Raw genomic sequence first — 14840 nt, 5'->3', positions numbered from 1 at the left:
AAAATAACTAATTTGGTGATAAATCTTTTATGTTGAGCAATAAAGTTTTATATTATATAATAATATTTGTATTATTTAACATTGCAATGGAAAGGAGCTATAAATATGCACACTTATTCACCTACTGGAGTCTGTTCAAGAGAAATAACTTTTGATATAATCCAAAATAAAGTTGTAAAGGTTAACTTTCTTGGAGGATGTGATGGTAATCTTAAAGGATTATCTAGTTTAATAGAAGGAATGGATGTTGATGACGCTATAAAAAGATTACAAGGTATAACTTGTGGTTCTAAAAATACTTCCTGTCCAGATCAATTATCCAAAGCACTACAAGAAGCTAAAAAAATAAAATAAGGAAAGTGTATCACACTTTCCTTATTTTATTAATTTTCTCATATCTCCTACCATGTATAGTGACCCACAAATTAAAATCATATCCCCCTCTTCATAATAAGATTTTCCTTTATTATAGCATTCTTTATAGTCCTCTAAATATTCACAATTGTTATTATATTTTAACGCAATGTGCATTAATTCCTTTGAACTTTCCCCTCTATCATTATGGGGAGTTACTGTTAATACTCTATCTGCTAGCGGTACTAATGTTTTTATCATATCTTCTACTTGTTTATCTTTTAATATGCCTAATATTAAAATAAGCTTATTATATTTAAAATATTTATTCACATTATTTTTTAAACCTTCTATGCCCTCCATATTATGGGCTCCGTCTATTACTGTTAGAGGATTTTTATTTACTATTTCTAGTCTAGCTGGCCATTTCACTTTTTTAAGGGCTGATATTATATATATTTTTTCTATTTTTATACCTAATTTTATTAACTTTTCTATGGCTAATATAACTACAATACAATTTTTTATTTGATGTTCTCCTAATAAGGATAAGCATATATTATAAGTATCTTCTTTAGTTTTTAATTTAAAGCTTTGCTGGCCTATATTTTTTTGTATAATTTCTCTCTTTACATTTATTAAATTATCTTCTACTTTTATAAGCTCAGATTTTTTTTCTTTACATACTTTTTCTATAATTTTTTCTGATTCTTTCTTTTGTGGATATATTATAACAGGAGCTTTTTTTATTATTCCTGCTTTTTCATAAGCTATTTTTTCTAAAGTTTCACCTAAAATATTCATATGATCATAACTTATAGAGGTTATAATACTTAAGATAGGTTCTAACACATTAGTGGAGTCTAGTCTTCCTCCTAACCCCACTTCTATCACCGCAAAATCCACTTTTTTTAAACAAAAATAATAAAACATAGCAACGGTTATAATTTCAAATTCTGTAGGATTTCCATATCCCATATTCCCTACCTTTTCTACCACATTAGCCACCTTGGTTATAATATGGCTGAAATCATCTTTAGGTATATTATAGTTATTTATTTGTATTCTTTCTTCGAATTCCTCTATGTAAGGAGATGTGTACATTCCAACTTTATAACCAGCCTCTTTTAATATTGCAGAAATCATTGCCGTAGTAGATCCTTTTCCATTTGTACCTGCTATATGTATGCATCTTAACCTCTTATGAGGGTTTTCCAATAGTTCTAAAAGCTTTTCTGTTCTTTCTAATCCTAAATTACTACCAAACTTAGCTTTTGATTGTATATACTCTCTAGCTTCTTTATAATCCATATATAATCACTTCCTATGTATATCTTTTACACAAATCATAACTCTTTTGTTACTTTTATATTATTTCTATTTAGCCCTAAAAAATTTAACATATACTTTGTATTTTTATATAATAAATACAGGAAAGCTACAAATTATCTTCCCTGTATTTATGGTATTTCTACTATTTTATATTATATTTATAACTTAATACAAAACTTATTAATAAAGTATAAAAATATTAATATAATTAGTTTAAATTAAATCCTATTTTAATGATTCTAAACTTTCAAGTACAGATTTAAGCATTGCTTTATACTTTTCACCCTTTTCTTTTTCTTCATTAACTACAGCTTCTGGTGCTTTAGATACAAATTTTTCATTAGATAATTTTTTTTCTACTCTATCTATTTCTTTTTCTAGTTTTTCTTTTTCCTTATTTAGTCTTTCTAATTCTTTTTCTATATCTACTAATTCTAATAACGGTATAAATATTTCTGCTCCTCTTGTAACTACAGATACATTTTTATCTGATGTTTCTTTATCTTCTAAGAAGCTAACTTCTGAAGCTGAAGCTAGTTTTTGGAAATAAACTTCTCCCTCTTTAAAAGATCCTTCTGCTTTATTTTCTGTTAAGTAAATCATTAATTTAGCTTTTCTAGAAGGTGGAACATTCATTTCTGTTCTAACATTTCTTATAGATTTTATAGCTTCTATAATATATTCCATATCCTTTTCTGATTTTTCATCCTTTAGGCTTTCCTTATATTGTGGCCATTTTGATATAACTATTGATTCATATTCTGTATATAAATGAGTATATATTTCTTCTGTTATAAATGGCATTATAGGATGCAATAATTGTAATGAAGTTTCTAATACTTTATGAAGTACATTGAAAGCTATTCCCTTTGCTTCTTCATTTTCTCCATATAATACTGGTTTTACAAGTTCTATATACCAATCACAGAATTCTCCCCATATAAAGTCATAAATCTTTTGAGAAGCTATTCCAAGTTCAAATTTTTCTATATTTTCTGTAACCTCTTTAACTACTGTATTTAATCTTGATAATATCCATTTATCAGCTATAGTATAGTTTTTATTATCTTTATATTTATCCATTAAATCTTTATCTAAATTCATAAGAACAAATCTAGATGCATTCCATATCTTGTTTGCAAAATTTCTAGCCGCTTCTACTCTTTCAGGATAGTATCTTATATCATTTCCTGGTGCATTTCCTGTTACTAATGTAAATCTTAATGCATCTGCACCATATTCCTCTATTACTTCTATTGGGTCTACACCATTTCCTAAGGACTTAGACATCTTCTTTCCTTCTGAATCCCTAACTATACCATGAATTAATACTGTATCAAATGGAATATCATCCATACAATAAAGTCCTGAGAATACCATTCTAGCTACCCAGAAGAATATTATGTCATATCCTGTTACTAATGTATTATTAGGATAAAAATATTTTAAATCTGGTGTTTTATCTGGCCAACCTAAAGTTGAGAAAGGCCATAGAGCTGAACTAAACCAAGTGTCTAAAACATCGTTATCTTGTTCTAATTTTTCACTATTACATTTTGGACATTTTGTTGGTTCTTTAGTAACTACTATAACTTCACCACAATCTTTACAATACCAAACAGGAATTCTATGTCCCCACCATAATTGTCTTGATATACACCAATCTTGAATATTTTCCATCCAGTTAAAATAGGTTTTATCAAATCTTTCCGGTACAAATTTAACCTTTTTTTCTTTTACTACTTCTATAGCTGGTTTTGCAAGTGGTTCCATCTTTACAAACCATTGTTTGGAAATTATAGGTTCTATTACTGTATTACATCTATCATGACAACTTACATTATGATTATGCTCTTTTATTTTTACTAAAAAACCTTCATTTTTTAAGTCTTCTACTATAGCTTTTCTAGCTTCATATCTATCCATTCCATGATATCTAGTTTCTTCATAATTAATTCTTCCATCATCAAACATCACATTGATTTGTGGTAAGTTATGTCTTTTTCCTACTTGATAATCATTAGGATCATGAGCTGGAGTTATTTTAACTGCTCCTGTACCAAATTCCATGTCTACATAATCATCAGCAACTATAGGAATTTCTCTATTAACTAATGGTAACATAAGAGTTTTTCCTACTAAATGAGCATATCTTTCATCCTTTGGATTAACAGCTACTGCTGTATCTCCAAGCATTGTTTCTGGTCTTGTAGTAGCTATCTCTAAATATTCATCACTACCTACTACTGGATATTTTACGTGCCAAAAATGTCCCTCATGTTCACTATATTCTATTTCTGCATCTGATAAGGCTGTTTTACATTTTGGACACCAGTTTGTTATTCTATTTCCCTGATAAATTAAGCCCTCATTATACAATTTTACAAAGAAATGCTTTACTGCTTTATCTAGCTGTTCGTCCATAGTGAATCTTTCTCTTGTAAAATCTAAAGAGCAACCTAATTTTTTAATTTGATTTCTTATTTTGCCTCTATATTCATCTGTCCATTCCCATACTTTTTCAAGGAAAGCTTCTCTTCCTATTTCTTTTTTTACTATACCTTCTTTTAATAATTCATTTTCAACTTTAACTTCTGTAGCAATACTGGCATGATCTTGTCCTGGTAACCATAGAGTACTAAAGCCCTGCATTCTTTTTGTTCTCATTAATATATCTTGTAATGTATCATCTAAAGCATGACCTAAATGAAGTTTTCCTGTTATATTTGGTGGTGGTAATACTATAGTATATGGTGTTTTATTTTCATCTACCTCTGGTGTAAAATATGATTTTTCTTCCCAATTTTTATAAAGTCTTTCTTCAAACTCTTTAGGATCATAAGTTTTTGCCATTTCTCTTGTTTCTGACATTTAAATTCCTCCTCTTATAGTTATATATTTTTGTATCTTGCCATTATATATTCATCAGCATATCTGCCATTTTTAATAGCAGCATACTTTTTTGTTCCTTCAATTTTAAATCCAAATTTCTCATATAGCTTTATAGCTTTTTCATTATCAGTAAATACTCCTAATTCTATTCTAACTAACATAAGCCAGTTATCTGCTAAATCAAGAATTTCACTCATAAGCTTTTTTCCTATACCAGTTCCTTGGTAAGCTTTATGAACCATCATTCCTAGTGATGCTGTATGTCTTGTTCTAGGATTGCTATTTACATTTAAACCAATGACTCCAACAATCTTCTTTTCATCCTCTTCTTTTATTTCTGCAACAAGTAGATGGTCATTATGGTCTAAACTTTGTATAAATCCCTTAGATTCTTCAAGTCTTTCACTAATTCTGCCTAAAATATTTTCTCGTACTCCAGCCATACATCTTATTTCATTTATATCTTTATAATCCTCAGGACTTACAGCTCTAATAATCATAGTCATATGCTTACCTCCTTTTATATTTTTACAACATTAAATAAAAATAAAAAAAGGCCTTTCATCCTTAAAAGGACGAAAAACCTCGCGTTACCACCTTTTTTCCTGCAAAACTACAGGCTCTTATATATTTAACGAATAAGAAATCCGTCTCTACTTACTAAACTCAGTAAAGAAGCTCCAAAGCTACCTTCAAGATAAATTATATATAGAAAACTTTTCAGCCTTTGAGTTTTCCTCTCTTTATACTTTTTTATCTCTACTCCTCTTTTTCAAAGCTTTATTTTATAATTTAATTTTATATAAATAATCATTTCATTCATTATATAACTGTTACCAATATAATGTCAATAACATAATTTAATTATATTACATATTATAAATAGATAAAACATTTAATATACGGTAAATATTAAAAATTAAAATTTTATAATTTTTTTATCATTCCTATAATATCGTTATAAAACCCTTCCCTTTTATTAATGTTACCTATAATGTTTCCATCCTTTAAGAATATTACTTTTTTACAATAACTAGCAATCTCAGCATCATGGGTTACAAGTATTATTGTTTTCTTCATATCTTTATTAATATTCATCAAACTATCTATTACAATCTGTGCAGATTTAGAATCTAAATTACCCGTTGGCTCATCTGCCAATATTAAATCTGGTTCATTAATCAACGCTCTACATATAGCTACTCGCTGTTTTTCTCCCCCAGATAATTCGTAAGTATTTTTATTTAACAAATGACTAATTTCAAAATGCTTGGCCAGTCTTTCCGTTGCACTTAATATTTTGTTTGTCTCTTCTCCCTCTAGAATCATTGGAAGCATAATATTTTCTTTCACAGTAAGGCTATCCATCAAATAGAAATCCTGAAACACAAAACCAATTTCTTTCCTTCGAATATCTGCAACTTCATCTTTATTAAACTGCCTTGTACTCCTCCCTTTGAAAATAATCTCACCGGATGTAGGTTTATCAATAAATCCAAGTAGTTTCATTAAGGTTGTCTTTCCACAACCGGACTTCCCCATAATCGCAATAAAATCTCCTTCTTCAACAATCAAATCTAGTCCTTTTATTACCTTTATCTCGGTCCCATCATTCAGATTACTTCCATTTAATTTATAATTACGAACCAAATTGTTTGTTTCTATCACTGCCATAATCATTCCTCCCTATTTCCAAGACAAATCATAACCCTACCTATTATAAATGCTACAATTAAATTTATAATAGTATAAACTCCTATAATCCATATTTCATATTGCCAAAATTCCTGTTTTTCTATCTTTGTGAAATAACGAACCTTTAAAGTAATAAAAATATATAAAATGCTCGCTACTATTGCCAATACCAATGGCATAATTGTCATAACATTATTTTCAAATGCTAAAATTTTTCTATCCAATCTTTCCCTCATGCCTAAATATTTAAACTGCTTCATTCTAGATCGTGTGTCTGGCAACTCTGAAACCATCTTTACAATGAAAACATATAATATGCTAATCAACAGTAATATCATTACAAATAGATATTCTAACAATTTTAATATATGAGCTAGCAAAGTATCGTTTTGTAAAACTTTTTTCCCATATACAGGCTGAATAAGTGAATCATATTCACTATATTGTATGTGATCTTTTGCATAATCTGAAAATTTCACAACTGCTTCTTCCCCTTTGTCTTTGTTTATATTAAACAATGCCAATATATTCGCCCCATCACCAGTAGAATATATTGATTTAAAATATTCATCAGAAAAAACAACAATATTCTCCTGCATTCCTCCCACCAGGTTTCCAACAATAATTCTACGTTCTTGTCCTATAACCTTATAATCTGAATCAAAAACTTTATCTCTATTTTCAGGAAAATAAGGCTCTGGCATTCCAAATCTCATTCTAGGACTACCACTTAATACTGAAAAGTCTATCAAATGCGCCTTTTCTGATTTATCCTGTTGAAAGGAAATATAAATTTCTTTATTCTGGAGTCCTAATTTTCTCCCGGTCAATTGATTGTAACTACTCTCTGAAATACCCATATTCTGACCCTGAAAACTTGTATCCATTCTACTTCCACTATTTTCTTCACTTGCACTGGCAACTGTGACCCGTACCATTGGAAGTATTAGGCTCTTCTCAGAAAATTTTTTCTGAAATTCTTTAAAAGTTTCTTGATCCTCTTTTTCTCCTAAACACACATAATCATAAGGAAACAATGCCTGTACTCTGTCAAGAGGAATGATTCCTGATATCCGCACGGAAAAATACCCTATTAATAAAAAATGAAGAATGTATACCATAAAAAAATTACTTCTATGTGTCTTAAATCTACTATAAAACTGCTGTAAAAATGGAAGTCTTTTATAATATCCATTTCCCTTCTTTCTATAACTTTTTAAAATCCATGCTCCTCCTGCACTAATGATCATATAACATCCAACCAAAAACATAATAATAAGATAAATAGACTCTGTCCATACACGCTTAGAAAATGCATAGCTGGAAACCAGCATCAATATTATTCCTACAACACATTTAATTCCTAACCATCTATTTGGCATCTTCTCTTTTGATACAGCTATCTGTCGTGAAGATCCTAATTCCATTTCAACATAAATTTCGTGATTTATAATAGTTGAAGCTAAAAATAATAAAATAATGCAAAAACATGCTATTAAATAAGTCTTAATATTAGGAAGTTTTATTGAAATAAATGTTGGATATATAGAATGTATAACACTCTGAAATCCAATTGTCAAAAGACTACCGATGAAAATTCCAATCAATAATCCTACTGCTAAACTTCCTATATATTCAGTTGCAATAAAAAATCGTAAAACTCTATCTCGCATTCCTAAAGTAATCATTAAATTATAATCTTTGATTCTACTTTTTGCATATATTTTTAAAGAAAGTGCTAATAAGAAAATAGATATAATGCCGATTAAAATAATTGCATCCCATAATAAAACTGATAATTCATCCCCTACTACCGGAACATTCCCCTTTTGTAAATCAAAAAACATCTCATAAACTGCAATAGTAGTAAATAAAAATGCACTGGAAATAGTAGCTCCTGTAACTAACAGTATAGAATTTCTCATGTTACTTTTATAAATTTTCCAAAGAATCTTTTTAAGATATGGATTCTTTTTAATACGTTTCATATACTTAGTATCTTCTCTTTGCTTTTCCTTTTCTGCTACTCTTTCATTTTGCTCTTCTAACTTTTGCACTTTCTCGTTTTGCTTAAAATCCTGAAATGATTCATACACTCTAGGTGACACATATGCAATGAAAACAAGAACCATTCGAAGCCATACCCATATAGCAAATTCACTATTTTCTCCTATTCCACACAATAAAATACAAATAGTTCCTAATACTGTAGTCAGTAAACTTAAGTATAGAATAACCCCCTCATACCTATCAGTATTATTTTTTATAAGCAAAATCATATGTATTAAATACTGTATTGGTGTAACAAGCAATAAAACTGCTGGAACTTGAGTTGGTATCACAAGATTCATCGTTTTAACATTCCCCGCCAACAATTGGAATATGGTATAACTTTGTCCCCCATTTGTCATAACAGGTAAGAAAGAAATTAGTATAATAGAAATAGCAAATAATATTTGCATCTTTGGCTTTTTCATAATATTCATCCCCCAAAACATCATAAAGCTCTATTCTCTATTACTTTTTATCCATAAAACTTTTCTAGACACTCTTTCATAACATCCATATATTCCCTATAACAATCGAATATTACAATATTGTACATTGTTTTTAACATACCATTATTCTTGTATTTTCTCAAGTAATTCCATCAAAATATTCATAAAGTTCTATAAAAGTATTCTTCTGTATCTCTAAATCTCAGCGCTAATATATTTTACATATTTTTTGAATCAAATTTATTATATTTTTTTATTTATTAATTCTTAAATAATAAAAAAACATAGAAAATTGAAATCATATAAAAGTATTTAACATAATTAATAATACTCTCATATTATAGACTGATATAAAATTTATCTTGGAGGATATTATGAAAAATAAAAAAATTACTGTAATTTCTTTAATCACAGTCTTAATTTTCTCACTAGGTTTATTGGCTGGCTGCAATAATAAAAAAGAAGAAACTGAAAAATTAACGAAAGTAAGATTAAACGAAGTAGTTCGTTCTGTTTTCTATACTCCTATGTACGTAGCTATAAACGAAGGTATTTTCAAAGAAGAAGGTATAGAAATAGACCTTTCCACTGGACAAGGTGCTGATAAAACTATGCAGCAAGTTTTAAGTAAGAGTGCAGATATAGGACTTTGTGGTCCAGAACAGATAATTTATATTTATAATCAAAAAAGAGAAGACTACCCTGTATTATTTGCTCAATTAACCCAATCTGATGGTTCTTTTTTAGTAGGAAAAAATAAAGAAGATAACTTTAAGTGGGAATCTTTAAAGGGTAAAAAAATAATAGGTGGAAGACCTGGTGGTATGCCTGAAATGTCTTTAGAATATGTATTAAAAAATCACGGTATAAATCCTAAATCAGATGTAGAACTTATTACAAATATAGCTTTTACAGCTACTGCTGGTGCTTTTAAATCAGGAACTTCCGATTATGTAGCTTTATTTGAACCTACTGCCAGTATGCTTCAAAAAGAAAATGCAGGGCATATAGTAGCATCTATAGGTGAATCTGCTGGAAATATACCTTATACTTGTTATTTCAGTACAAAATCTTATATGGAAAAAAACCCAGAAACAATTCAAAAGTTCACAAATGCTATATACAAGTCACAAAAATGGATAGATAAACATACTGAAGAGGAAATAGCAAAGTCAATAATTTCCTTCTTCCCTGGTGCTAAAGAAGACATACTTGTGAATGTTATAAAAAACTATAAAAAAATAAATTCCTTTGCAAACACTCCTACTTTAAAAGAGGAAAATTTAAATAAATTAATGGATATAATTCAAAGTTATGATAAAGAATTGATTCCTGAAAGACCTGAATTTAATAAAATAGTAAATACTAAATTTAGTAAAGAAGCTGAAAAAACTATAAAATAACACTATACAACTTTAAATCAAATGTATAGTATATGTTTACTAAAAATATATTAAAATCTAACTAATGCTTAATATTTTTAAAATAACATTTAGAATAATAAAATTTATAATACAAAAGGAAGGGTACTTAAATATCCCTTCCTTTTGTATTTTATAGATTTTTAATCTCCTATAATATCATCTTTTTTAGATACTGCTATCTCTTCCTTTGCCTTTTTTACTTCTTCTAATTCTAAATTTTCAAAGGCTACAGACATCATAAGCTTAATTCTATTTAATTGATTAACCTCACTTGCTCCTGGATCATAATCTATGGCCGCTATATTAGTTCCTTTAAAATTTCTTTTTAATTCTTTTATCATACCTTTTCCTGTAACATGATTAGGTAGGCAAGCAAATGGTTGCATACAAATAATATTTTTAGTTCCACTTTCTATTAATTCAATCATTTCTGCAGTTAAAAACCAACCTTCTCCTGTTTGATTTCCTATAGAAACTATCGGTTCCGCTAATTTTGCTAGTTCTTCTATTTCTTTTGGTGGTGAAAATCTTTTACTGTTTCTTAAAACCTCTTTCATTTCTTTTCTATAAAATTCTATAGCTTTTATTCCGATATTGTTTAATACTGCTTTTCTTTTTTTACCTGATAAATATCTATATACAAAGTTCTCACTATAAGCACAGTATAAAAAGAAATCTATTAAATCTGGAACTACAGCTTCTCCACCTTCTTTTTCTATAATATTTACTACATCATTATTAGCTGTAGGATGAAATTTAACTAAAATTTCTCCAACTACTCCAATCTTAGGTTTAGTTATTTTTCTAATTTCTAAAGTATCAAAATCTCTCACAATATCATTTATGTTTTGCTTAAACTCTTTTAAATCACCATTGTAAATACTTTTCTTACACTTTTCTATCCATTTTTTATAAAGTAAGTTTGCTGAACCTGGTATTTTTTCGTAAGGTCTTACTTTATACAAAACTTTCATGAACAAATCACCATAGACTAAAGCCATCATAGACTTATTTCCTAAAGAAGGGGTTATTTTAAATCCTGGATTCTTTTCTAATCCTACTACATTTAAAGATATAACAGGTACATTAGAGTATCCAGCTTCTTTTAATGCCTTTCTTAAAAATCCAATATAATTGGTAGCTCTACAGCCTCCACCAGTTTGAGTTATTATAACAGAAGTATTATTCACATCATATTTACCTGATTTTAACGCCTCAATCATTTGTCCAACTACAATTATGCTAGGATAGCAAGCATCATTATTTACATATTTTAACCCTTCATCTATAGATTTCTTATCTACAGATGGAAGAACTTCTAAATTATACCCAGAGGCCTTAAAAGCTGTTTCTATAAATTGAAAATGTATTGGTGCCATTTGTGGGCATAATATTGTATGATTTTTTCTCATCTTTTTAGTAAAAACTGGTCTTTCAGATATATCATATTGTTTAACAGGGTTAAAGTTCTTTTTCTTTCTTTCATATATAGCTGCTTTTAAAGAACGTAGTCTAATTCTTACGGCGCCTAAATTACTTCCTTCATCTATTTTTATAAGAGTATATATTTTACCAGTTCTTTTTAAAATTTCTTGAACTTGATCTGTAGTTACCGCATCTAATCCACAACCAAAGGAATTAAGTTGAACTAACTCTAAATTATTTTCTTTAGCTACAAAACTAGCTGCTGCATATAACCTTGAATGATAAACCCATTGGTCTACTACTCTTAAAGGTCTTTCAACTCTTCCTAGATGAGCTATAGAATCCTCTGTTAAAACTGCCATATCTAAAGATGTAATTATATTAGTTATACCATGATTTATTTCTGGATCTATATGATAAGGTCTACCAGATAATACGATACCTTTTTTACCTGTTCTTTTTAAATAGTCTATAACTTCTTCTCCCTTTTTCCTTATATCTAACTTCACCTTTTGATCTTCCTCATAAGCAGCCTCTACTGCTCTTTTTATATCATAAAGACTTATATTAAAGATATCTTTAAATTCCTCATAAAGTCTTTTAGCTAACTTCTTTTTATTATCTAAAGATAGGAATGGATTCATATATTTTATACTTTTATCTCTAATTATATCCATGTTATTTTTTATAACCTCTGAATAAGAAATTACCATAGGACAATTATAGTGATTATTAGCCTCTTTTTGTTCTTTTTGCTCAAAGGTTATAGCTGGATAAAATATAAAATTTATACCCCTATCTACGAGGCTCTTAATATGTCCATGAACTATTTTAGCTGGATAACAAGCTGATTCTGAAGGAATGGTATCTATTCCTAGATCATATATTTTTTTAGTAGACCGTGGAGATAGCTCCACTCTAAAGCCTAATTTTGTAAAGAATGTAAACCAAAACGGATAATTTTCATACATGTTTAAAACTCGTGGTATACCTACTATTCCTCTTTCAGCTTCTTCTTTCTTTAGTGGTACATAATTAAATATTCTTTTATATTTATATTCATATAAATCTGGAATTTTATTTTCTATTTTTTCTTTTCCTTCTCCTCTTTCACATCTATTGCCAGATACAAATTGTGTACCATCAGAAAATTTATTAATAGTCAAAAGACAATTATTTTGACATTTCCCACATCTTTTCATTTCTGTTTCTACAGAAAATTTCTCCAATTGCTCCATTGTGGCTAAGGTAGTTTTATAGCCTTCTTCGTATCTTTCTTTAGCTATAAGTGCAGCTCCAAAGGCTCCCATAAGCCCTGCTATATTAGGTCTTATTGCTTTTCTTTGTGATATAAGTTCAAAGGCTCTTAAAACCGCTTCATTATAGAAAGTTCCTCCCTGAACTATTATTTTATTTCCCATTTCCTTAGGATCTCTTATTTTTATTACTTTTAAAAGAGCATTCTTTATTACTGAATAGGAAAGACCTGCAGATATATCTCCTATAGTAGCTCCTTCCTTTTGAGCCTGTTTAACTTTAGAATTCATAAAAACAGTACATCTAGATCCTAAATCTACTGGATTTTTAGAGGTTAACGCTTCTTTAGAGAAATCTTGTACACTCATTTTTAGAGAATGTGCAAAAGTTTCTATAAAAGATCCGCACCCTGATGAACAAGCCTCATTAAGCATAATGCTTTCTATAACACCATCTTTTATAATTAAGCATTTCATATCTTGTCCACCGATATCTAAAATAAAGTCTACTCCTGGACTAAAAAATTCTGCTGCCTTATAATGCGATATGGTTTCAACTTCTCCAATATCTATATCTAATGCAGCTTTTATTAATTTTTCTCCATATCCTGTAACTACAGAATTTAAAATCTGAGCTTCTCTAGGTAACTTTGAATATAAATCTTTAAGTATATTTATTACAGATTTTAAAGGGTTACCTTCATTACTTCCATAACTTGAAAATAATAATTGTCCATTTTCATCTATAAGGGTTACCTTAGTAGTAGTAGATCCAGCATCTATTCCTAAATAACAATTTCCTTTAAAATTCTCTAAACTTTTTTCTACTGCTTTATGTTTTTCATGTCTATTTTTAAATTCAATATATTCCTGCTCATTAGCAAATAATGGTCTTAATGTTGCTACAGATTCCAACCTAGTGTTCTCTAATTCCTCTAATTTATCTAACAAATATTTTAATGTAACTATTTTGCTATCTTTCACAGTTAATGCAGCTCCCATAGCCACAAACAACTGAGAATTTTCAGGGAAAACAACCTGCTCCTTAGTTAATTTTAACGTTTCTATAAATCTTTTTCTAAGTTCAGATAAAAAATAAAGAGGTCCACCTAAGAAAGCTACATTACCTTTTATAGTTTTCCCGCAGGCAAGCCCTCCTATGGTTTGATTAACTACAGCTTGAAAAATAGAAGCAGCTATATCTTCCCTTGTAGCTCCTTCATTAATCAATGGTTGTACATCTGTTTTAGCAAAAACCCCACATCTTGCTGCTATAGGGTGTATAACTTTATAATTTTTTGCTAGCTCATTTAATCCCTTTGCATCTGTTTGTAGAAGAGATGCCATTTGATCTATAAAGGCACCAGTACCTCCAGCACAAGTTCCATTCATTCTTTGATCTATTCCATCATCAAAGAAGGTAATTTTAGCATCTTCTCCCCCTAGCTCTATAGCCACATCAGTATTTGTAGCAAATTTTTTGATAGTATTTGTACAAGCTACTACTTCCTGTATAAAAGGTATATCAAACCATTTTGATACAGAGAGGCCACCAGAACCCGTAACCATAATACTTACACTATGATCCTTAAATTTATTAAAAGTATCTTTTATTAACTTACCTATTGTGTTTTTTATATCAGAAAAGTGTCTTTCATAAACACTGTATAATATGTTGTAATACTTATCTAATATAACTATCTTTACAGTAGTTGAGCCTACATCTAAGCCCATTTTTAATATCTCTTTCATATATAATCACCTTTTTACATTAAATATTAAAACAACGAAAAACGGAATAAATTTATGCATATTTTGACTTAATAAAAAATATATTACTAAATTCATATTAACTATGCATATTATATACTTTTAATAATTATTATTCAACTAAACATTATGTGATAGAATATACCTTTTCCCAATTATTGCAAATCACTTCATTTAACATTATTTTTTCTTTT

General features: G+C 28.8%; 8 protein-coding genes and 1 other annotated feature. Of the genes, 2 read left to right on the top strand and 6 right to left on the bottom strand.

The window, feature by feature from the left end; translation table 11 throughout:
• The first annotated feature begins 105 nt into the window (after window positions 1–105).
• Entirely contained in the window at window positions 106–354 is a 249-nt protein-coding gene (locus ACYUDJ_RS19760; protein WP_042384283.1) for a TIGR03905 family TSCPD domain-containing protein, read from the top strand.
• A gap of 21 nt (window positions 355–375) precedes the next feature.
• On the opposite strand, the gene ACYUDJ_RS19755 is transcribed toward ACYUDJ_RS19760, so the two are convergent.
• The 5 genes from ACYUDJ_RS19755 to ACYUDJ_RS19735 form a co-directional block, all read right to left on the bottom strand.
• The gene (locus ACYUDJ_RS19755) at window positions 376–1665 is read right to left on the bottom strand and encodes a bifunctional folylpolyglutamate synthase/dihydrofolate synthase (protein ID WP_003483496.1); all 1290 of its coding nucleotides are present in this window, start codon (window positions 1663–1665) and stop codon (window positions 376–378) included.
• Between the two features lie 246 nt (window positions 1666–1911).
• Entirely contained in the window at window positions 1912–4557 is a 2646-nt protein-coding gene (locus ACYUDJ_RS19750; RefSeq protein WP_003483495.1) for a valine--tRNA ligase, read from the bottom strand.
• Between the two features lie 20 nt (window positions 4558–4577).
• Window positions 4578–5084, bottom strand: a complete 507-nt coding sequence (locus ACYUDJ_RS19745) for a GNAT family N-acetyltransferase (RefSeq protein ID WP_030036759.1) — start codon at window positions 5082–5084, stop codon at window positions 4578–4580.
• A 62-nt stretch (window positions 5085–5146) separates the two neighbouring features.
• Window positions 5147–5363: a binding site (T-box leader), on the bottom strand.
• A 142-nt stretch (window positions 5364–5505) separates the two neighbouring features.
• Entirely contained in the window at window positions 5506–6252 is a 747-nt protein-coding gene (locus ACYUDJ_RS19740) for an ABC transporter ATP-binding protein (RefSeq protein ID WP_042384280.1), read from the bottom strand.
• Window positions 6253–6254: 2 nt separating this feature from the next.
• Window positions 6255–8750, bottom strand: a complete 2496-nt coding sequence (locus ACYUDJ_RS19735) for an FtsX-like permease family protein (RefSeq protein WP_043032469.1) — start codon at window positions 8748–8750, stop codon at window positions 6255–6257.
• 395 nt (window positions 8751–9145) lie between these two features.
• Here ACYUDJ_RS19735 and ACYUDJ_RS19730 point away from each other — a divergent pair, with 395 nt between their 5' ends.
• Complete coding sequence (locus ACYUDJ_RS19730; RefSeq protein WP_003483488.1) at window positions 9146–10174, top strand: ABC transporter substrate-binding protein; 1029 nt, start codon at window positions 9146–9148, stop codon at window positions 10172–10174.
• A 161-nt stretch (window positions 10175–10335) separates the two neighbouring features.
• Here the strand turns inward: ACYUDJ_RS19730 and ACYUDJ_RS19725 are convergent, their stop codons facing one another.
• Window positions 10336–14628, bottom strand: a complete 4293-nt coding sequence (locus tag ACYUDJ_RS19725; protein ID WP_043032536.1) for a 2-hydroxyacyl-CoA dehydratase — start codon at window positions 14626–14628, stop codon at window positions 10336–10338.
• Between the last annotated feature and the right edge of the window lie 212 nt (window positions 14629–14840).

This window comes from Clostridium sp. CTA-6 (assembly GCF_054768115.1).
The sequence above is the reverse complement of the archived record's forward strand: the minus strand, read 5'-3'. Positions and strand labels throughout refer to the sequence as shown.